This is a genomic window from Haemophilus haemolyticus, from assembly GCF_001008275.1.
Classification (GTDB): domain Bacteria; phylum Pseudomonadota; class Gammaproteobacteria; order Enterobacterales; family Pasteurellaceae; genus Haemophilus; species Haemophilus haemolyticus_P.
This window is the reverse complement of record NZ_LCTH01000014.1, coordinates 47164-68533: the sequence shown is the minus strand read 5'-3', so window position 1 is coordinate 68533 and position 21370 is coordinate 47164. Positions and strand designations below refer to the sequence as shown.

Here is a 21370-nt window from a genome sequence, read left to right as displayed (position 1 = left end):
TTGAAATAAAACTTCAAAGAGCAGTTCAAAAAGTATTTTTTTACTTTAGAATAGCGCCCGAGTAGTTTTTTTTGATGTCTAAAACATCAAGCATTCACTTTCAATTCAAGCCAATTATGGCTTATATCAACATAGGTTCACACAGGAGCGAACATTATGAAATTTACTAAACTTTTCCTTGCAACTGCTATCACATTAGGCGTTTCTTCAGCCGTTTTTGCCGCAGATTATGACTTAAAATTTGGTATGAATGCGGGTACTTCATCTAATGAGTACAAAGCAGCAGAAATGTTTGCAAAAGAAGTAAAAGAAAAATCACATGGTAAAATTGAAGTTTCACTTTATCCAAGTTCACAACTTGGTGATGACCGTGCAATGTTAAAACAATTAAAAGATGGTTCTCTTGACTTCACTTTTGCTGAATCAGCTCGCTTCCAATTATTCTATCCTGAAGCGGCAGTGTTCGCGTTACCATATGTAATCAGCGACTACAATGTTGCACAAAAAGCATTACAAGAAACCGAATTTGGTAAAGATTTAGTTCAAAAAATGAATAAAGAATTAGGCTTAACCTTATTATCACAAGCTTACAACGGTACTCGCCAAACAACTTCAAATAGAGCGATCAATAGCATTGCAGATATGAAAGGCTTAAAACTTCGTGTACCCAATGCTGCAACTAACTTAGCATACGCAAAATATGTAGGCGCATCTCCAACACCTATGGCATTCTCTGAAGTATATCTTGCACTTCAAACTAACTCTGTAGATGGTCAAGAAAACCCATTAGCGACAGTACAAGCACAAAAATTCTATGAAGTGCAAAAATTCTTAGCGATGACTAACCACATTTTGAATGACCAACTTTATTTAGTGAGTAACGAAACTTATAAAGAATTACCTGAAGATCTTCAAAAAGTAGTCAAAGACGCCGCTGAAAATGCAGCAAAATACCATACTAAATTATTCGTAGATGGCGAAAAAGATTTAGTGACATTCTTTGAAAAACAAGGTGTTAAAGTGACTCACCCAGATTTAACTCCATTTAAAGATGCGATGAAACCATTCTATGCTGAGTTTGTAAAACAAACTGGTGAGAAAGGCGAAAAAGCATTAAAAGAAATCCAAGCAATTAAATAATCTCTATCACGTGCGCCAGCAATCTGGTTGGCGCACTCATTTTCGTTCTCCACAATCTCTCGGAGTGAAGTATGAAATTTTTTAACAAACTTGAAGAATGGATTGGCGGCGCGCTATTCCTTGTAATCTTCGGTATTCTTGTTGCTCAAATCCTATTCCGCCAAGCTTTCCAATCACCATTAATTTGGAGTGAAGAACTCGCTAAATTATTGTTTGTATATGTAGGTATGCTCGGCATTAGTGTTGCTATCCGCAAACAAGAACACGTTTACATCGACTTCTTAACCAATTTAATGCCAGCTTCTGTCAAAAAAGTAACAAACTCTTTTGTGCAGTTAGTGATTTTCCTTGGCATTATTTTCTTTATCCATTTTGGTATTAAAACGTTCCTTGGCGCAGATTTCCCTATTGACGCATTAGGCGGAATTTCAGAGAAATGGATTTATGCTTCTCTGCCGATCATTTCTATCCTAATGTTAGTGCGCTTCTTCCAAGCTCAAGCAGACAATTTTAAAGAAGATAAAAGCTATTTACCAGCGATGTTCTTCATTGTAAGTACGATCATTTTATTAGGCATTTTATTTACGTTCCCAGAGTGGTACAAAGTATTACGCATCACAGAATATGTGAAATTTGGTTCTAACTCTGTATACGTTGCCCTAATATTCTGGCTAGTTATTATGTTCCTTGGTGTGCCGGTAGGTTGGTCATTATTTATCACTACATTGCTTTATTTCTCTATGACCAGATGGAATGTGGTAAACGCAGCAGCTGAAAAACTAACCATGAGTTTAGATAGTTTCTCATTACTTGCTGTGCCGTTTTATATCCTAACGGGTATTTTAATGAATACTGGCGGTATCACAGAACGTATCTTTAATTTCGCAAAAGCCTTACTCGGTCACTACACTGGTGGTATGGGGCATGTAAATATTGGTGCAAGTTTATTGTTCTCAGGGATGTCAGGTTCTGCACTTGCTGATGCGGGTGGCTTAGGTCAGTTAGAAATCAAGGCTATGCGCGATGCAGGTTATGATGATGACATTTGTGGTGGTATCACTGCAGCATCTTGTATCATCGGTCCATTAGTTCCACCAAGTATCGCCATGATTATTTACGGTGTAATCGCCAACGAATCCATTGCGAAACTCTTCGTTGCAGGTTTTGTACCAGGCATACTTGTAACAATTGCTTTGATGATCATGAACTACTATGTATCTAAAAAACGTGGTTATCCAAGAACACCAAAAGCAACTCGTGAAGAACTTTGCACATCATTCAAAAAAGCATTCTGGGCAATTTTAACCCCATTACTCATCATCGGTGGTATCTTCTCTGGCTTATTTAGCCCAACAGAATCTGCCGTTGTTGCTGCAACTTACTCCGTCATCATTGGTAAATTCGTTTATAAAGAATTAACCATGAAAATGCTCTTTAATAGCTGCATTGAAGCTATGGCAATTACTGGTGTGGTTGCATTAATGATTATGACCGTGACCTTCTTCGGAGATATGATCGCACGTGAACAAGTTGCAATGCGTATAGCAGATGTATTCGTTGCCGTAGCTGATTCTCCACTTATGGTATTAGTCATGATCAATGCGCTCTTGCTCTTCTTGGGTATGTTCATTGATGCATTAGCATTGCAATTCTTAGTCTTACCAATGTTAATTCCAATCGCAATGCAATTTAATATCGACTTAGTATTCTTCGGTGTAATGACTACTTTGAATATGATGATCGGTATCTTAACACCGCCAATGGGTATGGCTCTGTTTGTGGTGGCGCGTGTGGGTAATATGTCAGTATCCACTGTGACTAAAGGTGTATTGCCGTTCTTAATACCGATATTCTTAACATTAGTATTAATTACGATTTTCCCACAAATTATTACTTTTGTACCAAATCTATTGATGTCTTAACACTAAAGTGCGGTTAAAAAAAGCAAAGCTTTTATAACCGCACTTTTTTTATAAAATAAATCCTATTCAATGCGGTTTTATGAATAGCAAACCATAAACATAACTTAATAAATGAGGTTTATTATGACATTGACAAAAACAGCATTATGCGCCGCACTTTTTGCAACTGTTGCATTTTCAGCTAACGCACAAGCCTATCCAGATTTACCAGTAGGCATCAAAAGCGGAACTGGCGCACTCATCGGCGATACCGTATATGTAGGCTTAGGTTCGGGTGGCAATAAATTCTATTCTTTAGACTTAAAAGATCCTGCTGCACAATGGAAAGAAATTGCAGCATTTCCTGGTGGTGAACGTAATCAACCTGTTGCAGCAGCCGTAGATGGAAAACTTTATGTATTCGGTGGTTTGCAAAAAAATGAAAAGGGCGAACTCCAACTTGTTAATGATGCTTACAGCTACAATCCAGCTGATAATACTTGGGTGAAACTTCCTACTCGCTCTCCGCGTGGATTAGTGGGTTCAAGCAGCGCATCTCACGGTGATAAAGTTTATATTTTAGGTGGTTCTAACCTCTCTATATTTAATGGTTTCTTCCAAGACACCGTAGCAGCAGGTGAAGATAAAGCGAAAAAAGATGAAATCGCAGCAGCTTATTTCGATCAACGTCCAGAAGATTATTTCTTCACAACAGAATTATTGAGCTATGAACCATCAACTAATAAATGGCGTAATGAAGGTCGTATTCCATTCTCTGGTCGTGCTGGTGCGGCATTCACTATCCAAGGTAATGACTTAGTGGTGGTCAATGGTGAAGTTAAACCAGGGCTTCGTACCGCAGAAACTCATCAAGGCAAATTCACTGCTAAAGGTGTGCAATGGAAAAACTTACCTGACTTACCTGCACCAAAAGGTAAATCACAAGATGGTTTAGCCGGTGCACTCGCAGGCTATAGCCATGGTCATTATTTAGTCACGGGTGGAGCAAACTTCCCTGGTTCAATTAAACAATTCAAAGAAGGCAAACTTCACGCGCATAAAGGTTTAACCAAAACATGGCATAACGAAGTTTACACTTTAAATAATGGTAAATGGAGTATCGTTGGTGAATTACCAATGAATATTGGCTATGGTTTCTCTGTGTCTTACAACAATAAAGTATTACTCATCGGTGGTGAAACAGACGGTGGTAAAGCGTTAACTAGCGTCAAAGCTATTAGCTACGATGGTAAAAAATTGACCGTTGAATAATTTGGCATAGAATAATGTTAAGGCTTGAGGCAAAGAATGGGCTCAAGCCTTTTGATTTCATCAAAATATAAAAATTAAGGAGATTATATGAGTGTACTTAGTTACGCACAAAAAATCGGTCAAGCCTTAATGGTGCCCGTGGCAGCCTTACCTGCTGCAGCATTATTAATGGGTATTGGCTATTGGATAGACCCAGATGGTTGGGGTGCAAACAGTCAATTAGCAGCATTATTAATTAAATCTGGTGCAGCAATTATTGACAACATGGGCTTACTCTTCGCAGTAGGCGTCGCGTTTGGTCTTGCAAAAGACAAACACGGTTCCGCCGCACTTTCAGGTCTTGTTGGTTTCTATGTAGTAACCACCCTGCTTTCCCCTGCTGGTGTAGCACAATTACAACACATTGATATTAGTGAAGTGCCTGCCGCATTCAAAAAAATCAATAACCAATTTATCGGGATTTTAATTGGTGTAATTTCAGCTGAACTTTACAACCGGTTCTATCAAGTTGAATTACCAAAAGCGCTTTCGTTCTTTAGCGGAAAACGCCTCGTCCCAATTTTGGTTTCTTTCGTCATGATCGCCGTATCATTTGCCTTACTCTATATTTGGCCTCATATTTTTAACGCACTCGTTTCATTTGGTGAATCCATCAAAGATTTAGGTGCAGTCGGTGCGGGTATCTACGGTTTCTTCAACCGTTTATTAATTCCTGTTGGTTTACACCATGCCTTAAACTCTGTATTCTGGTTTGACGTAGCGGGTATCAATGATATTCCAAACTTCTTAGGCGGTGCTAAATCCATTGCCGAAGGCACTGCAACTATGGGGGTAACAGGTATGTATCAAGCTGGTTTCTTCCCAGTGATGATGTTTGGTTTACCAGGTGCTGCTCTTGCAATTTATCACTGCGCAAAACCAAATCAAAAAGTACAAGTTGCCTCAATTATGCTTGCGGGTGCGTTAGCCTCTTTCTTTACAGGGATCACCGAACCGCTTGAATTCTCATTCATGTTCGTTGCACCTGTACTTTATGTATTGCATGCATTATTAACGGGTATCTCTGTATTCATTGCAGCCACAATGCACTGGATCGCAGGATTCGGCTTTAGTGCTGGTTTAGTGGATATGGTACTTTCTAGCCGCAACCCACTTGCCGTTAGCTGGTATATGTTGCTTGTACAAGGTATTGTATTTTTTGCTATCTATTATTTTGTGTTCCGTTTTGCAATAAATACCTTTAATCTCAAAACACTGGGACGTGAAGATAAAGCAGAAACAACAGCAGCCCCAACACAAAGCAACCAATCTCGCGAAGAAAGAGCGGTAAAATTTATCGCGGCTTTAGGTGGTTCAGAAAACTTCAAAACCGTAGATGCTTGTATCACTCGTTTACGCTTAACTTTAGTTGACCATCACAATATTAATGAAGATCAACTTAAAGCGCTTGGTTCAAAAGGTAATGTAAAATTAGGTAATGATGGATTACAAGTCATTTTAGGGCCTGAAGCAGAACTTGTGACAGAAGCGATTAAAGCAAAATTAAAATAAATTTTGACCGCACTTTACATGCCGTCTATCACTAGGCGGCATTTTTATTAATGAGATTTAGCGATGTTATTTATTCCACCACCACTACTCTGTTTATTAATTGGCACTGCAATGTATTTTTTGCCAAAAGTTGCTAGTTATTCTGTCCATTTTGCAATTATTGCCTTTGTCATTACTCTTTCATTTTTGATTGCTGGGGGCAGTGTGCTTCAATTTTTTATCCGCAAAACGACTATCAATCCTCATGACTTAAAACATACAACACAATTAGTTTCTACGGGCATATTTCGATTTAGCCGTAATCCAATGTATTTAAGTTTGCTGTTAATGTTAATTGCGTAGTCTCTTTGGTTGGGTAATAGTTTGGCTTGGTTAGGCGTGATTGTCTTTATACTAGTTATGAATCGCTTTCAAATAGCCCGAGAAGAAACCTATTTGGAAAGTAAATTTGGCGATGAATACCGTCATTACAAACAAAAAGTAAGACGCTGGCTATAAAAAAACACCTTCACGAGGAAGGTGTTTTTATCAATTTTAAATCTACTTCTTCGGTGCCTGCATAAAGCGGAAGAAATCACTATCTGGTTTTAAAATCATCATATTGTCAGAGCTTGCAAAACTCGCTTCATAGGCTTTTAAGCTACGTACAAAAGTAAAGAATTGTGGTTCTTGAGCAAAAGCATCTGAATATAATTTTGCAGCCGCAGCATCGCCTGAACCTCGTAATTCTTGTGCAGTTTTATTTGCATTAGCAAGAATCAACGTTACTTTACGATCTACATCAGCTTGGATAAATGCAGCTTTTTCTTTACCTTGAGAACGGTGTTCACGCGCGACTGCATCACGTTCTGCACGCATACGTTGGTAAATTGAAGAAGATACTTCGTCCGGTAAATTAATTTGTTTTACACGCACATCAATCACTTCAATACCCAATTCTGCCGTACTATCTTGCCCTGAATTTAAAGCTTTTTTTGCCCCTTCCATTAATTCACCACGCGTACCAGAAACGATATCTTTAATAGTTCTTGTACCAATTTCAGAACGCAAACGGTCATTTACTTTACGGCTTAACAAGCTTGAAGCTTGAGTATAATCGCCACCACCAGTAGATGTGTAGAATCGACCAAAATCACTAATCTTCCATTTCACATAAGAATCTACTAGCAAGTCTTTTTTCTCAACAGTAACAAAACGTGTTGCCGATCCATCTAAAGTACGAATACGCGCATCTAAAACTTTAATGCTATCAATCAAAGGTACTTTAAAATGCAAGCCTGGTTCATAGACAACCACTTTGTTATCTGCATCACGTTGTACTTTGTTGAATCGCAACATAATACCACGAGTACCTTCCGTCACGACCACGACACTGGAATAGACTACTGCTGCAATGACAAAAATAGCTGGTAATAAAAATTTACGCATTAGTTAAATCTCCCTTGTCGAATCGGCTCAACAGTGCTTGGTAGTTGGCTTGAAGAATGATTAATACGCTCTGGCTGTGATAAAACAGGCGCAGATTCTACCGCTCTTTCTGTTACGGCTGGCGCTTTAGCTGATACTTTTTTACCCATGATTTGTTCTAAGGGTAACACGGTTAAATTGTTACCATTATTGCCATCAAGCATCACTTTTGGCGTATTTGCCATGACTTTTTCCATGGTTTGAATATATAAACGCTCACGCAGTAAATCTGGCGCAGCTTTAAATTCAGGCAATAAACGCTGCAAACGTTCCACTTCGCCTCGTGCATCTAACACAATACGATCTTTATAAGCTGTTGCTTCTTCAATAATACGTTGTGCATCACCACGCGCAATCGGCTCCTTCTCACGGGCATAGGCTTCCGCTTCACGAATGAAACGTTGTTCATCTTCTTGCGCTTTAATCGCATCATCAAAGGCATCTTTTACTTCTTCAGGTGGGCGCGCAGATTGGAAATTCACATCAATAACCTCAAGTCCCATATCATAGGATTTGATAATGTCATTTAACGTTTTCCACGTATCTTCACGAACAACCGCACGGCCTGTTGTTAAAATATCATTCATTGACATATGGCCGATCACATAACGCAATGCACTGTCAGTCGCTTGACCTAAACTATCATCAGCATTCGTCACGCTAAAACGATATTTAGCAGGATCTTGCACTCGATATTGCACGGTCATTTCCACTCGAACCATATTTTCATCTTTAGTCAGCATCGAACCTTGCGTGCGAAGTTCTTTAACTTGCTCTACATTCACTGGCAATACTTTATCTACAAATGTTGGTTTCCAGTTCAAACCAGGTTGAACAATAGAATGCAACTCACCAAAACGAAGCACCACACCACGCTCAGCCTCTTTAATGGTGTAGAAACCACTTATGCCCCAAATAATCGCACCAATGGCAACAGCAAGCGGAACCACTTTTCCAAAATTAAATGGCGTACTGTTTTGAGAACTACCATTATTTTGACCGCTCTTTTTATTTCCACCACCTAATTTTCTGAGAAGGTTATTAAAAATCTCCTCAATATCTGGCGGAGATTGTTCTTGATTCCCACGATTTTGATTGTTATTCCATCCATTATTATTGGATGAATTTCCCGGCTGTTGGTCGTTGCTTTGCCCTGGTTTGCTCCAAGGATCGCGATCTGAACCGTTCTGTGACATTTCATTCTCCATTTGTCAAAAAATTGTTAAGAGTTTAGCTAAATAAATGGGGCGCGTCTATGAAAATGCAAGAGGAGATAACCATTAATTTCGCCTCACTTTTAAGTTATGCCCCTTAGGCGCGGAGATTTTTTTCCGTTAGCGTTGGATAGCTTTTACTGTTTGCTATCGTAGCAGTTACTGCCTTAACAGATTTTTAAATTAAGATTGCCTTTAATAGCAATACGTACATTTTCAGAAAAAGCGATGTTAATTCTCATCACAGCTTAGGTGTCTTGCTCTCTCGTGATATTTCCGTAGAAAATCGGGTGTGCTTACGCGAAGTTGGATGTGGAATTATAAGATTTGCTTAAAGATAAACAGCTCTAAAAATACAAAAAGTGCGGTCAATTTTTGAGAGGTTCAAAAACTCTTTAAAAATTAGCCGCGCTTGATATATCCAAGCTATAAAAACAGATTTTCACTAATCATCATTAAATAAAATCTCCATAAATTCAAAAAAATCTTTTTCTGATACTTCCTCAGGAGAAATCATTTTGTTATATATAATATCTATATCCCTATTTTCTAATTTATATATTTCCAATCCTACCCAATGACTACTCCAGAGCTCAATAGTTGCTGTTTTTTTATTTGAATATAAGTCAAATCTAGTTAAATAACCAAAATCTCCCTCTTTCTCAAAATCAACTTGAACAACTCCGAATTTTTCAATCACCCTAGGATAAACAAAATTTTCAAAAAATTTATATATATTCATTATTTTTTCTAGCACTCTTATATTATTAACTTACATATAAAAACAGACATAAATTTTGACTTTTATTTCATCTTTGATGGTTCCCAGTTGTTTAAAATATCATAAATAAACGCTACATATTCTTTTTCAGGATGTAATTCCAAAAAACGTTCACATGCTTTTTTAAAATACATAAAGCAGATTTCTTCAGATACATGAACCTGATATTTAGGATCACATAAGCCTCCAATCTCAAACCTTACCCCTTCGAAGTGATCTTCTGGAAATGGGCTATTCATATCAGGGTAATAGCAATCTGCTCCCTCCTCACAGAATCCATCCTTTTCTACCAGAACAGAATAAATAGCTTTTAAAAAATCTCCCTCATAATAAACAATATTAAAGTAGCTTTTTATACTAAACTCAGGTTCATCTAAGCCACCTGTTCCACCATAAAAAAAATTTAAAGGACTACGAGAATCTTCTCCTTTGGCTGTATATAAGGGAATACTATTCTGGGTGTACATTTGTTACTCCTTTAGTATCTTTATCAATATAATAACGAAATTTTATCCCATTAATTTGCTGGGAATCTTGATAATTTTTTAAATAATTATTACTTGCTTTAACACTACTAACATATCCTTTAGCTACAGCCTTTTGCCCCATTTCAAGCATCTCATGATCTGAGAATTTGATAAGAAGACTGCCTGCGGTATCGTTTTGTGCTGCCGCTTGTAATGCCGCCGTCACCGCTCGAATCCCCCCACGATGGCGAGCGTCTCCTGACGCGTGCCAAAAACATCAATTTCGTTTAATGATGATTTTACTATTTTCATTAACAACTTCATTTTGTTTATTTTTAGTTAGATATAAGCACGCGTCAGGAGAGGCCGCTATCTGGGAACTTTTATTTCATATTTGATGGTTCCCAATTATTTAAAATATCATAAATAAACTCTGCATATTCTTTTTCAGGATGTAATTCCAAAAAACGTTCACATGCTTTTTTAAAATACATAAAACAGATTTCTTCAGATACATGAACCTGATATCTAGGATCACATAGGCCTCCAATCTCAAACCTTACCCCTTCAAAGTGATCTTCTGGAAACGGACTATTCATATCAGGGTAATAGCAATCTGCTCCCTCCTCACAGAATCCGTCTTTTTCTACTAGAACAGAATAGATAGCTTTTAAAAAATCTCCCTCATAATATACATTGTCAATATACCCACTTATAGTAAGTTCTATTTTATCATTTTCATGCACAACTTCTTTAAGAATAGGTGTATAGAAAGCTCCTATAGGAATGTACTTAGGAATAGTGTTATTTAGGGTGAACATTAGTTACTCCTTTAGTTTCCGTATTTATATAGTAGTGAAATTGTATACCGTTAATTTTTTGTGAATCTTGATAAGCTTTTGGATCTAATCTATTTCTCTCAAGTAAATCACTATATCCTTTAGCTACAGCCTTTTGCCCCATTTCAAGAATCTCATGATCTGAGAATTTGATAGGATCATGCAACAAGACTGCCTGCGGTATCATTTTGTGCTGCCGCTTGTAATGCCGCTGTCACCGCTCAAATCGCCATGCCTGTTTTGCTTCCAATGCCATCAATCTTTTTTTAATGAGGCTAATTTGTTTACTGATTTATTGCGCTTAGTCACTATTTTTACAGCTCGTTACGGTGAGGTTTTAAATATAATAATAGTCCCTCTAGTTCACATGATAAAAACTGAATTCTTGTAGTATTTTAAGTTGCAATCGTTCTCCACTCCATTCATAAAAGTGCGGTAATTTTTCTTGATGATTGACAAAAGCAGCTAAATAAACGGGGAGTTCATCAGTAAACCACAACTGCCCCTGCGGACAATAATCTGAAAAAATTTTTTGTTGTTCAGGGAAATGACGAACATTAGATAATTTTACGATCCCAAATCCTTGAGATTTCAATACAGCCTCTCGCAAACACCAACAGCGATAAAAAGCCTTCAAAGAATCCTGCTGATGATGAAACCAATCAATTTCTTCTTTTGGTGCAATATGTTCCATCAACGCCGTAAAATTTCTTATTTTAGGAAATTCAATATCAATTCCCACCGCACTTTTTTCTTCATTTCTAATATCTAATATCACCGCCACCCAATCACCAGAATGGCTAATATTAAAATCTATTCGCTCATCAAGAAAATAAGGTCTGCCACTTTCAGTACGATGAATTTGAGATAAAAGTGCGGTGGATTTTCCTGATATTTTTAGAAGTTGGAAAAGTAATAAGTGAGCAAGCCGACGACACTGATGACGCTGAAAAACACGCGAGCTATCCGTTTCAATTTGATATAGATTTTCTGGAATCAGTTCATCGGGTAAGGATTCCAAAGAAAAAGGTTGATTTATATTGCCATAGGCGATGTAGGTTGTCATAAAATAAAAGCACCATTCAAAGGTGCTTTTATATTAAAAGGATTTAGTTTGTGTGTAAATTAGCGAATCACTAATTCCGCCACAGAAACACCGACCAAGCAAGCAACAACAACCCCAATTAAACCTGGCACCATGAAACTGTGGTTAAAATAATATTTACCAATTTTCGTTGTACCCGTTACGTCAAAGTTTACTGTTGCAATGTCTGATGGATAATTTGGAATAAAGAAATAGGCATAAGTTGCTGGCATTAAACCAACCAAGATTGGTGCTGGAATACCTAAACCAATACCAACAGGTAATAACATGACTGCAGTCGCTGCTTGGCTATTAATCACAACAGAAACTGCAAATAATGCCAATGCGAATGTCCAAGGATAAGTTTGAACCATATCAGTAATCGCGGCTTTAAATTCTGGCATTGCATATTGGAAGTAAGTATCGCTCATCCAAGCAATACCATAAATCGCAATGGCTGCCACCATACCAGACTTAAATACTACGCCATTTGGCACAATTTGAGGATTTGTTTTCGTTGCGAGTAAAATCACACCGCCAAAGCAAAGCATCATCATCTGGATGATTAGCGACATAGAAATCGCTTTTCCGCTACCGATAGTACGAATTTCAGGAATCATCGCAATCGCAACAATCACCACCAATGCTAATAAGAACAAATAAACTGATTTTTTAGCGCCTTGTGGAAGGGCTTCATTCAATGTTGTGCTTGTGGTATTTAAAATTCGTTCGCTCCATACGGGATCTTGTAAACGACGTTGATATTCTGGATCTTGTTCCAACTCTTTACCACGACGCATACTATATAAAGAAAGCGCTATCGTACCCGCTAAGGTTGCAGGAACTGTCACACAAATAATATCTAACAAACTAATATGCTCAAAACCAGGCATTCCAGTAATTTTACCTAGATAGAAAACAACAGCTGCAGAGAGTGGACTAGATGTGATCGCTAATTGAGATGCCACTGAAGACGCTGCCATTGGACGTTCTGGACGGATTTTGTTTTTCAATGCAACATCACCGATGATTGGCATAATTGTGTAAACAGAATGGCCAGTACCAAGCATAAACGTTAATAAATACACTACCAATGGGCCAAGTAAAGTTACACGTTTTGGATTTTTACGGAGAATGCGTTCGGCAATTTGTAACATAAATTTCAAACCGCCTGCCGCTTCAAGTACAGATGCACAAGTCACCACCGCAAGAATGATGAGCATTACATCAATCGGTGCTTTCCCTACTGGCATACGGAATACAAAAACTTCGATAGCAAGACCGATACCAGAAACAACACCTAATCCGATACCACCGTAACGGCTTCCCATATAAAGCATTAATAATAGGAATAAAAATTCTAAATAAAGCATAAGTACCTCAAAAATAAAAAAACTGTAAAAATAATACCCTTTTTGAGGCATAAAACTAAATATTTTTTAAATTTTAGAGCAAGAATTTAATGAAAAGGTAATTCAGATCAATTTTATAATGCAGGAATAAGAGAAAAGTGCGGTGATATTAGAAAGAAATTTTTGAAAAAAATTAGGCGACTTAAAAAGTCGCCCAACTTGAAATTATTGATTGTTTTGCACGTAGTCAATCGCAGATTGAACAGTTGTGATTTTTTCAGCTTCTTCATCTGGAATTTCGATATCGAATTCCTCTTCTAAAGCCATTACTAATTCAACTGTGTCTAAAGAGTCCGCACCTAAATCTTCAACGAAAGAAGCTTCAGATTTAACATCTTCTTCTTTAACACCTAATTGTTCAACGATGATTTTTTTCACGCGTTCTTCAATACTCATTTGTTTTTCCTATTTTGTTGGTTTTAACTCATAAAAGAGCGGTTAGTGTATGTATTTTTTATCAACTTGCAACTATTTTATAGGCTGGTCGCACCACAAAACGGGCAATCTGAATACACACATTAAAAATAGTTACGTACCGTTGCATACGCTCAAGGCGTAACCAAGCTACACTGCGAATGGGATTCTAACATTATCTAAAATCTTTGGCTATGATTTTGTGTTTAGAACGCCACTCAAGTCTAAATAAAGAGAAATGCTGATTTTCAGCATTAGCTCATATATAAACCACCATTTACATGCAACGTTGTGCCTGTAATGTAAGCCGCATCATCAGAAGCTAAGAAAGCAACGGCTTTAGCAATATCTTTAGCCTCGCCTAAACGACCTGCTGGAACATTAGATAAAATACCCGCTTTTTGTTCATCAGTAAGGACTTCTGTCATATCCGTTGCAATAAAACCAGGGGCAACCACATTTACAGTAATACCACGTGCAGCTACTTCTTTCGCTAAAGATTTAGAAAAACCAATCACACCCGCTTTTGCTGCACAATAGTTAGCTTGTCCTGGATTACCCATTGAACCAACCACTGAGCCAATATTGATGATACGACCAAAACGTTTTTTCATCATTGAACGTAACATGGCTTTAGAAAGATGATACACCGAAGTTAAGTTAGTTTGCATAATATCAAACCACTCATCATCTTTCATGCGCATCAATAAATTATCGCGAGTAATACCTGCGTTATTCACGAGAATATCAATATCGCCAAAATCATTTTTAATTTGCTCAAGTAAAGTTTCGATAGATTCTTTATCCGTTACGTTTAAGACTAAACCTTTACCTTTATCTCCTAAATATGCAGAAATTGCTTCTGCACCTTTTTCAGATGTTGCAGTACCTATTACAAATGCACCTTTTGAACTAAGTTCTTCTGCAATTGCACGACCGATACCACGAGTAGCTCCTGTCACTAAAGCAATTTTACCTTGCATTTTTTCTTCCTTTTACGCTAAAAATTCTTCTACAGCATTGAATGATGCAACATCATTTACAGATATTGCTTGTAAATCACCCACAATGCGTTTGGTTAAACCATTTAATACTTTACCGGGTCCCACTTCAACAAGTGCTTGGACGCCATCTAGCGCCATTTTTTCAACTGTTTCAGTCCAACGAACCGGGCTATATAATTGACGAACAAGTGCGGTGCGAATTTCTGCACTTTCTGTTTCCGCTTTCACATCAACGTTATTTAATACCGATGTTGTTGGTGTATTAATTTGAATATTCTCAAGTGTTACCGCTAATTGCTCTGCTGCTGGTTTCATTAATGCACAGTGAGAAGGTACGCTCACAGCTAATGGCAATGCACGTTTTGCGCCCGCTTCTTTACATAATGCAGCCGCACGCTCAACTGCAGCTTTCGCACCAGCGATAACTACTTGGCCTGGTGAGTTGAAATTCACCGCTGATACAACTTCACCTTCTTCCGCTTGTTTACAAGAATTAATAATCGTTTCATTATCCAAACCAATAATCGCATACATTGCGCCAGTGCCTTCAGGCACAGCTTGTTGCATTAATTTTCCGCGCAATTCCACTAATTTAATCGCATCTTGGAAATCCAACACGCCGGCACAAACTAACGCAGAATACTCACCTAAGCTATGGCCAGCCATTACTTCTGGTTTTAATTGAGGAAATTTTTCTTGCCATACGCGATAAATAGCGACTGAAGCGGCCAAAAGTGCGGGCTGAGTTTGCCAAGTTTTATTAAGTTCTTCAGCTGGGCCTTGTTGAACAAGATTCCATAAATCATAACCAAGAACATCAGATGCTTGTTTAAATGTTTCAGTAACGATTGGATATTCAGTTGTAAGATCAGCAAGCATACCGACAGTTTGGGAACCTTGACCTGGGAAGACCATTGCGAATTTTTTCATTATGTTTTGTCCTATTGTTTTTTAATTGAGAATTCTTCTTCGGTAATTAAAATCGGGTTTCGCCGATGGCGACTTACTTTTTCTTTGCCTCGCCAAAGAAAAAGTAAGCAAAAAGAAAAGCGCCCCTGCTTTTCCTTATTTCCTTTGTTCCATTGAATTTGCTTAACGGAAATTTTCTAAACTCGCTACGCTCAAACAGACGAAAATTTCCTACAAATTCAATTCCACAAAGGTGGAAAAGAAGGGAACCCAATTTGTTCTTTCTCCGATTTAAAGTGCAGTCAAAACTCAAAATATTTTTTGTTCTTAAAATGAATTCAAAATTAACCGCACTTTTTAAATAATGCTCCGATAAATTCCGGACCCCATATAAATCGCCTTTGCGACTTTCAATTTTTAGGCAATTTGCGTCTGTTTGAGCGCAGCGAGTTCAGCAAATTGTCGTTAAGAAAATTGGAACAAAGCAAAGACCAGCGATTTAACTGGGGCGTGTTTTCTTTGCCTACTTTCTTTTACACGAGTAAAAGAAAGTAGGTCGCCGTCAGGCGAAACCTGACAACAAAATACCAAAAGTGCGGTCAAAATTAACCGCACTTTTTAAATTACTTACCTATTCTAACAAATTAATTAGAAGCGTACTAACGCTGAACCCCAAGTCCAACCACCGCCAAAGGCTTCTAATAATAGTAACTGCCCACGTTGAATACGGCCATCTCGAACAGCCTCATCTAGAGCAACAGGCACTGTTGCTGCACTGTTGTTAGCGTATTTATCTAACGTTACCACCACTTGCGACATATCCATTTCTAATTTTTTAGCTGTCGCTGTAATAATACGTAAATTTGCTTGGTGTGGAACAAGCCAATCTAAATCTTTTTTATCTAAATTATTCGCTAAAAGTGTTTCTTCCACCACATTTGAAAGTTCACGAACTGCCAATTTGAACGTTTCGTTACCTTGCATTTCGATATAGCCAGATTTTTCTATACCACGTTCTGGCTGAGCTAAAACAAGGGCATTATTTTTATCTGCTGAAGCGTGCAAATGAGTAGAAATAATCCCTTCTTGCTCACTCGATTCAAGAATGACCGCTCCCGCACCATCACCAAATAGCACAACAGTGCTACGATCAGTTTCATCTAATTTACGAGAATTGAGATCTGAGCCTATCACTAAGGCTTTTTTCACTTTACCTGCACGAATAAATTGATCTGCCACGCTCAATGCATAGACAAAGCCTGTACAAGCCGCTGCCAAATCAAAAGAAATCGCATCATCAATATTTAATAACCCTTGTACTTGGCATGCGGCACTTGGATAAGCGTGTGAATTACTTGTTGTTGCAACAATAATCAGTTCAATATCTTGAGGATTAATTTGAGCAGCTTCGATCGCATTTTTTGCTGCTTCAAAACCCATTGTTGCAACAGTTTCATCTGCCGCTGCAATACGACGTTCACGAATACCGGAACGAGTGACAATCCATTCATCTGATGTATCAACCATTTTTTCCAATTCCGCATTAGTGCGGATATAGCTTGGTAAATAACTACCAGTAGATAAAATTCTGCTATTCATAATAAATAAAAATTAAGTCATTAATAACGAACAAGCCCAGCCAATATTTTTTCTGGAAGTTGCTGGCGAGCTTGGAAAGCGGCATCAGCAATAGCATGTGCAAAAGCGTTCACGTTTGCGCTACCGTGGCTTTTTACCACCACAGCTTTTAAGCCAATAAGTGATGCGCCATTATATTCATCAGGGTTAATTCGTTTCAAGCATTTATAGCGTTGTTTAAATACAAAGCGAAAAAGCCAAGCAAGAATGGGCTTTATAAAACGTGAATTCGCTTTATCTTTAAACAGAGATAACAAATTTCTCACCGCCCCTTCTAAGGTTTTCAATGCTATATTGCCTGCAAAACCATCACTCACAATGACATCGGCTTTCCCATTCAGTAAAACATCACCTTCGATAAATCCGACATAATTAAGTGCGGTTGATTTTTGCAGTAAATTAGCGGCATCACGAATAGATTGATGGTCTTTAATTTCTTCAATACCTATATTCAATAATCCAATTCGCGGGTACACCAAATTAAGTCGAGCTTCAGCAAAAATCGCGCCCATTATAGCAAATTGATAAAGATTTTCCGCACTACACTCAATATTTGCACCAAGATCCAACATCACTGATTTTTCACCATCAATAGTCGGAATCAAAGAAATCAATGCAGGGCGTGCAATGCCTTGTAAAGGCTGTAATAAAATCTTCGATAATCCCATTAATGCCGCTGTATTGCCCGCACTGACACAACCTTGCGCTTCGCCACGTTGTACAGATTCCAATGCTAAACGCATTGATGTTCCTTTACTATGACGCAACGCATAAGATATGCCTTGATTATTTTCTATAACACTTGAACAATGTTGAACTTGTATTCGTTCTAAAAGTGATTGAGAACAGTGATTGAGAAGAGGAGAAATTTGTTGACTATCGCCAAAGAGGATTAAAGAAAGCTCAGGATCATTTTCCAACGCTAAAATAGAGGCAGGGATAGTAATACGGGGACCAATGTCCCCGCCCATCACATCTAACGCCAAGGTTAGACGAGTCAAGTGAATACCTATAAGTAAAAATTACTTATTGATCACTTTACGACCACGGTAGTAACCGTCTGCAGTTACGTGGTGGCGTAAGTGAGTTTCACCGCTTGCTTTATCCACTGATACTGCAGCAGTAGTTAACGCATCGTGTGAACGACGCATGTCACGACGTGAACGAGATTTTTTATTTTGTTGAACAGCCATTGGCCATACTCCTAAATTTAATTTACTTTTGCTTTAAATTAGCTAATACAGCGAACGGGTTCGGTTTTTTTGCCAATTCGTCAGGCAATTCGCCAAAAACCTGTTCCTGCGCGGACACTTCACAGTGTTCAGATGAATGCATTGGTACAAGCGGCAAAGCTAAAATTAGCTCATCTTCCACCGTGCCAATTAAATCTATTTCGCCAAACTCATTGAACTCGATTGGCTCATAAATTTCCGGCAATACATCAGCTTGATCCCAATTAGCCACTGGACTATAAGTAAACTCACATTCCAATGTTTGTTTGTAAGGTTCGTTACAACGCTGACATTCTAATTCAACATCAACTTGCACTTTACCTTTCATCACCACTAATTTTTGTGGATCAATATAAAACGATAATGTTACCTGTGCATCGCTGAGCACGTTCACCACTGATTCCGCCAAACGCTCAAGCTGATTAGCGGCATAATAGCCAACATAATCAAGCCGTCTTTGAGCATCTTTTACCGGATCAACGGTTAGGGGTAGTTTTACCTTTTGCATAGGGCGTGAATATTACCTGTTGTTGCGAAGATAGTCAAAGGGAAATCACATTTTTTATGTAAGAAAACTCGTGATTTTCCCCCGCTTAATTAACTTTTACAGGAATTTCCTTTTTTCATCACTTTACCAAAATCATTTTTCGAATCTGGTTTTGTCATATTATTTGGCGCACCTTTTTGTACAGGATAAACAGAATCCATTTGCCATTGATTCCAGCCACCATCATAAACCAAAGTATCTTTCCAGCCAGCTAGTTGAGTCATAAACCAAGGTACGCCTGCTCGCCAGCCTGTGCCACAATAAAAGGCTAATTTATTACCTTTTTCGATACCTTGAGTTTTCCACAAAGCAAAAATTTCATTTGGGTTACGCAACGTGCCATCCGGATCATAAAAATCAGCCATATTGGAAGAATCAGTGCCAGCAAAGCCCCAAATTGCTCCTTGCGGTTCACCTTTGCCCGGAATGTAATCATAGCCGCTCACTTTGCCAGTATATTCATCCCAAGCACGGTTGCTAATGAGTTTTAAGCCATTTTGTTGTGCCAACATAATTTCTTTCGGCGTTTCAATATCAATCGCAGGATTTGCTGGAATTGTTGCACCAAAATGAGTTTCAGGTATTGGTGTATTCACTGTGGTTTCTGTTGGTAAATTGGCATCCATCCAAGTAGAAAGATTGCCATTTAATACACGCACATCTTTTACGCCTGCCCATTTTAACGCCCAAAATACGCGATAGGCTGCCAATTGATTATCTGAATACAAAATAATAGTTTTGTTCGCCGTAATACCATTTTTCAACAAATTTTGCTCAATCACTTCCGGCGATGATAAATTCCAAATCGGGCCATTTTCGATCCAATCCGTATCAAAATGATAAGCGCCAACAATGTGTTGCACATAACCTTGGGATTTTTCTAACGGTCCCCAAGACACTTCAAAAATCGCAAATTTATCATTGTCGTAAGTTTCTGGTTTTTCGCCTTTCAACACAGAATTAATCCATTCCGGAGAAACGCTATATTGGAAATTTTGAAAACGTTCTAATGGATAATCTGCATTAGCGTAACTGATAAAATCATTAAATACGCGAGTTTTATAGCCTTTTGCGGCAAAATCAGCACTAATGCAAGCTAAATTATCCAGATTAGAATCATAAAATACCAAGGTTTTATCCTTAGTAATCCCCTTGCCTGCTGCAAAAGATTCAAATTTGTCCGGTGCAATGGAATCTAGCCATGAGCAAGAAAATTGCACAGCGTTAGGAATATGTCCACCATGCGTCGTATTTTTATCTTTGAAACCGTTGTAAAGGCTATCTTGGCGAGAATCAATAATCACATAATTCGGATTATTCAAATTATCCAAAAGTTCTTTTGTTTCAATAGTTTTTACTTGATTATCATCACAAGCTGCAAGTGCAAATACAACACCCATACCTAGTAAAGAGCGGTTAAATTTCATTGAGTTTCTCCTTTTATCTTTTCACGAACAATCTGTTACCAATCCAACATCCTAATAAAATAAAGCCTGTGGCAAGCCAGCCTTGCCAAGAAAAATAAGCGGTTGCCACTAAGGAGTTTGTCACTGTGCACCCACCAGCTAATGCTGCGCCCAAGCCCATTAAAATGCCTCCTAAAATACGCCGTAAGGCTTCTTTTGGCTGAGGCATTCTGAGATTAAAATCGCCACTAAATTTTGCCATTAAAAATGATCCCAATGGAATCCCAAGCACAAATAAACTCCCCCAGTTTAAATAACGTTGCTGACCGATGACTAAATATTGCACCACATTAGCCGAAGGAACAGAAATACCATAGCCAAAATTGCGTCCTGTCTTAGAACTAAAATACCAAGCGACAACACCCAACAAACCGATTAATAATGCCCCTAAATAAGGATTCCAACTACGCTTAAAAATGCGGTCAAAAAATGAAAGATTTTCTTGGGAAGCAATTTTTTCACGGCGAGAAAACAGAATCAGCGTGGCGATAATTAAAATCACAACCAACCACCAAGGAGAAATAGAGAATGTTAAATAAATATTATTCCATTGTGTGGTTTGTTGGGTTAATCCGCCAATGAATTGATGAAGGCTGCCAGTTTGTGTTGAAGCCATTGTGAGCGCAAAAGCAAACAGAGCAAGTAAACTGCCTAACGCCCCTTCAGCACTGCGAAACCAAGCCCCGCTCCCACAACAATTACTTAACACCATACCAATGCCAAATAACAATCCACCTAAAATACTGGCAAACACAGGCAACTGAGATGTAGGAATTTTGATGAGTTCAAATTCAGACAGAGTAAAAAGCCCGATAGATTGCACACTGACAGCAATTAAAAGTGCGGTTAAAAAACGGAAGTTTTTTTCAAATAAAAAACAACGAAAACCAGAAACAAAACAGAATTGTGTACGTTGAAGTAGAATGCCGAAAGCTATTCCAATGAATAAGCCGCTAAACATAGATTAAACCTTAATACTGATGGCGGAAATGAATTGCTGATATTAAAGCATAATTGTTCTATAGCTGTCAT

Annotated in this window: 22 protein-coding genes and 1 pseudogene; 5 read left to right on the top strand and 18 right to left on the bottom strand. The window is 38.1% G+C overall.

Going from position 1 to position 21370, the window contains the following annotated elements; all coding sequences use genetic code 11:
• Window positions 1-153: 153 nt before the first annotated feature.
• From AAX15_RS01845 to AAX15_RS01825, 5 genes and pseudogenes are all read left to right on the top strand, one after another.
• Window positions 154-1140, top strand: a complete 987-nt coding sequence (locus tag AAX15_RS01845; RefSeq protein WP_080950397.1) for a sialic acid TRAP transporter substrate-binding protein SiaP — start codon at window positions 154-156, stop codon at window positions 1138-1140.
• 71 nt (window positions 1141-1211) lie between these two features.
• Window positions 1212-3062 (top strand): TRAP transporter large permease subunit, encoded by a 1851-nt coding sequence (locus AAX15_RS01840; RefSeq protein WP_046938863.1) that lies wholly within the window; start codon window positions 1212-1214, stop codon window positions 3060-3062.
• 123 nt (window positions 3063-3185) lie between these two features.
• A complete protein-coding gene (locus AAX15_RS01835; protein WP_046938862.1) occupies window positions 3186-4313 on the top strand; it encodes an N-acetylneuraminate epimerase in 1128 nt (375 codons plus the stop codon).
• Window positions 4314-4400: 87 nt separating this feature from the next.
• Complete coding sequence (gene nagE, locus AAX15_RS01830; protein WP_046938861.1) at window positions 4401-5864, top strand: N-acetylglucosamine-specific PTS transporter subunit IIBC; 1464 nt, start codon at window positions 4401-4403, stop codon at window positions 5862-5864.
• A gap of 63 nt (window positions 5865-5927) precedes the next feature.
• Window positions 5928-6362, top strand: a pseudogene (locus AAX15_RS01825) (methyltransferase family protein).
• Between the two features lie 42 nt (window positions 6363-6404).
• Here the strand turns inward: AAX15_RS01825 and hflC are convergent.
• The 18 genes from hflC to AAX15_RS01735 all read right to left on the bottom strand — a co-directional run bounded on the left by hflC (window position 6405) and on the right by AAX15_RS01735 (window position 21299).
• On the bottom strand, window positions 6405-7292 hold the full coding sequence (hflC, locus tag AAX15_RS01820; protein ID WP_005625632.1) for a protease modulator HflC: 888 nt from the start codon (window positions 7290-7292) through the stop codon (window positions 6405-6407).
• Window positions 7292-8527: an FtsH protease activity modulator HflK gene (hflK, locus tag AAX15_RS01815; RefSeq protein WP_046938860.1), complete on the bottom strand. Its 1236-nt coding sequence runs from the start codon at window positions 8525-8527 to the stop codon at window positions 7292-7294. The genes hflC and hflK overlap by 1 nt, the downstream gene beginning before the upstream one ends.
• Before the next feature lie 463 nt (window positions 8528-8990).
• Window positions 8991-9287, bottom strand: a complete 297-nt coding sequence (locus AAX15_RS01810) for a hypothetical protein (RefSeq protein WP_032803375.1) — start codon at window positions 9285-9287, stop codon at window positions 8991-8993.
• Between the two features lie 62 nt (window positions 9288-9349).
• Window positions 9350-9793 carry a ribonuclease toxin immunity protein CdiI gene (cdiI, locus tag AAX15_RS01805; protein WP_052749714.1) on the bottom strand — a complete coding sequence of 148 codons (444 nt, stop codon included), beginning with the start codon at window positions 9791-9793 and terminating at the stop codon, window positions 9350-9352.
• Complete coding sequence (locus AAX15_RS01800; protein WP_046938859.1) at window positions 9777-10019, bottom strand: hypothetical protein; 243 nt, start codon at window positions 10017-10019, stop codon at window positions 9777-9779. Before AAX15_RS01800 ends, cdiI (AAX15_RS01805) begins: the two co-directional genes overlap by 17 nt.
• A gap of 157 nt (window positions 10020-10176) precedes the next feature.
• Window positions 10177-10614: a ribonuclease toxin immunity protein CdiI gene (cdiI, locus tag AAX15_RS01795; RefSeq protein WP_080950394.1), complete on the bottom strand. Its 438-nt coding sequence runs from the start codon at window positions 10612-10614 to the stop codon at window positions 10177-10179.
• The gene (locus tag AAX15_RS01790; RefSeq protein ID WP_046938858.1) at window positions 10598-10819 is read right to left on the bottom strand and encodes a hypothetical protein; all 222 of its coding nucleotides are present in this window, start codon (window positions 10817-10819) and stop codon (window positions 10598-10600) included. The genes cdiI (AAX15_RS01795) and AAX15_RS01790 overlap by 17 nt, the downstream gene beginning before the upstream one ends.
• Window positions 10820-10990: 171 nt before the next feature.
• On the bottom strand, window positions 10991-11698 hold the full coding sequence (locus tag AAX15_RS01785) for a 4'-phosphopantetheinyl transferase family protein (protein WP_046938857.1): 708 nt from the start codon (window positions 11696-11698) through the stop codon (window positions 10991-10993).
• 59 nt (window positions 11699-11757) lie between these two features.
• Complete coding sequence (locus tag AAX15_RS01780) at window positions 11758-13089, bottom strand: anaerobic C4-dicarboxylate transporter (protein ID WP_046938856.1); 1332 nt, start codon at window positions 13087-13089, stop codon at window positions 11758-11760.
• A gap of 204 nt (window positions 13090-13293) precedes the next feature.
• Window positions 13294-13524: an acyl carrier protein gene (acpP, locus tag AAX15_RS01775; protein ID WP_005627318.1), complete on the bottom strand. Its 231-nt coding sequence runs from the start codon at window positions 13522-13524 to the stop codon at window positions 13294-13296.
• Between the two features lie 272 nt (window positions 13525-13796).
• Window positions 13797-14525, bottom strand: coding sequence for a 3-oxoacyl-ACP reductase FabG (gene fabG / locus AAX15_RS01770; protein WP_005627320.1), 729 nt, complete (start codon window positions 14523-14525; stop codon window positions 13797-13799).
• Between the two features lie 12 nt (window positions 14526-14537).
• Window positions 14538-15476, bottom strand: coding sequence for an ACP S-malonyltransferase (gene fabD, locus AAX15_RS01765; protein ID WP_046938855.1), 939 nt, complete (start codon window positions 15474-15476; stop codon window positions 14538-14540).
• Window positions 15477-16103: 627 nt separating this feature from the next.
• Window positions 16104-17054, bottom strand: coding sequence for a beta-ketoacyl-ACP synthase III (locus AAX15_RS01760; RefSeq protein ID WP_046938854.1), 951 nt, complete (start codon window positions 17052-17054; stop codon window positions 16104-16106).
• Between the two features lie 20 nt (window positions 17055-17074).
• A complete protein-coding gene (plsX, locus tag AAX15_RS01755) occupies window positions 17075-18094 on the bottom strand; it encodes a phosphate acyltransferase PlsX (protein ID WP_046938853.1) in 1020 nt (339 codons plus the stop codon).
• A gap of 21 nt (window positions 18095-18115) precedes the next feature.
• A complete protein-coding gene (gene rpmF, locus AAX15_RS01750) occupies window positions 18116-18286 on the bottom strand; it encodes a 50S ribosomal protein L32 (protein ID WP_005544470.1) in 171 nt (56 codons plus the stop codon).
• Window positions 18287-18308: 22 nt separating this feature from the next.
• A complete protein-coding gene (gene yceD, locus AAX15_RS01745; protein WP_005633285.1) occupies window positions 18309-18833 on the bottom strand; it encodes a 23S rRNA accumulation protein YceD in 525 nt (174 codons plus the stop codon).
• Window positions 18834-18922: 89 nt separating this feature from the next.
• Window positions 18923-20299 carry a rhodanese-like domain-containing protein gene (locus AAX15_RS01740; RefSeq protein WP_046938852.1) on the bottom strand — a complete coding sequence of 459 codons (1377 nt, stop codon included), beginning with the start codon at window positions 20297-20299 and terminating at the stop codon, window positions 18923-18925.
• Between the two features lie 13 nt (window positions 20300-20312).
• On the bottom strand, window positions 20313-21299 hold the full coding sequence (locus AAX15_RS01735) for a YeeE/YedE family protein (protein WP_046938851.1): 987 nt from the start codon (window positions 21297-21299) through the stop codon (window positions 20313-20315).
• Between the last annotated feature and the right edge of the window lie 71 nt (window positions 21300-21370).

Bases quoted from the DNA above. Each gene is read 5' to 3' on its own strand.
- AAX15_RS01740 (WP_046938852.1), bottom strand. From the start codon at position 20,299: ATGAAATTTAACCGCTCTTTACTAGGTATGGGTGTTGTATTTGCACTT.
- AAX15_RS01785 (WP_046938857.1), bottom strand. From the start codon at position 11,698: ATGACAACCTACATCGCCTATGGCAATATAAATCAACCTTTTTCTTTG.
- rpmF (WP_005544470.1), bottom strand. From the start codon at position 18,286: ATGGCTGTTCAACAAAATAAAAAATCTCGTTCACGTCGTGACATGCGT.
- AAX15_RS01735 (WP_046938851.1), bottom strand. From the start codon at position 21,299: ATGTTTAGCGGCTTATTCATTGGAATAGCTTTCGGCATTCTACTTCAA.
- hflC (WP_005625632.1), bottom strand. From the start codon at position 7,292: ATGCGTAAATTTTTATTACCAGCTATTTTTGTCATTGCAGCAGTAGTC.
- AAX15_RS01760 (WP_046938854.1), bottom strand. From the start codon at position 17,054: ATGAATAGCAGAATTTTATCTACTGGTAGTTATTTACCAAGCTATATC.
- acpP (WP_005627318.1), bottom strand. From the start codon at position 13,524: ATGAGTATTGAAGAACGCGTGAAAAAAATCATCGTTGAACAATTAGGT.
- AAX15_RS01810 (WP_032803375.1), bottom strand. From the start codon at position 9,287: ATGAATATATATAAATTTTTTGAAAATTTTGTTTATCCTAGGGTGATT.
- AAX15_RS01835 (WP_046938862.1), top strand. From the start codon at position 3,186: ATGACATTGACAAAAACAGCATTATGCGCCGCACTTTTTGCAACTGTT.
- hflK (WP_046938860.1), bottom strand. From the start codon at position 8,527: ATGTCACAGAACGGTTCAGATCGCGATCCTTGGAGCAAACCAGGGCAA.
- AAX15_RS01790 (WP_046938858.1), bottom strand. From the start codon at position 10,819: ATGATACCGCAGGCAGTCTTGTTGCATGATCCTATCAAATTCTCAGAT.
- cdiI (WP_080950394.1), bottom strand. From the start codon at position 10,614: ATGTTCACCCTAAATAACACTATTCCTAAGTACATTCCTATAGGAGCT.
- yceD (WP_005633285.1), bottom strand. From the start codon at position 18,833: ATGCAAAAGGTAAAACTACCCCTAACCGTTGATCCGGTAAAAGATGCT.
- nagE (WP_046938861.1), top strand. From the start codon at position 4,401: ATGAGTGTACTTAGTTACGCACAAAAAATCGGTCAAGCCTTAATGGTG.
- AAX15_RS01840 (WP_046938863.1), top strand. From the start codon at position 1,212: ATGAAATTTTTTAACAAACTTGAAGAATGGATTGGCGGCGCGCTATTC.
- fabD (WP_046938855.1), bottom strand. From the start codon at position 15,476: ATGAAAAAATTCGCAATGGTCTTCCCAGGTCAAGGTTCCCAAACTGTC.
- fabG (WP_005627320.1), bottom strand. From the start codon at position 14,525: ATGCAAGGTAAAATTGCTTTAGTGACAGGAGCTACTCGTGGTATCGGT.
- AAX15_RS01780 (WP_046938856.1), bottom strand. From the start codon at position 13,089: ATGCTTTATTTAGAATTTTTATTCCTATTATTAATGCTTTATATGGGA.
- cdiI (WP_052749714.1), bottom strand. From the start codon at position 9,793: ATGTACACCCAGAATAGTATTCCCTTATATACAGCCAAAGGAGAAGAT.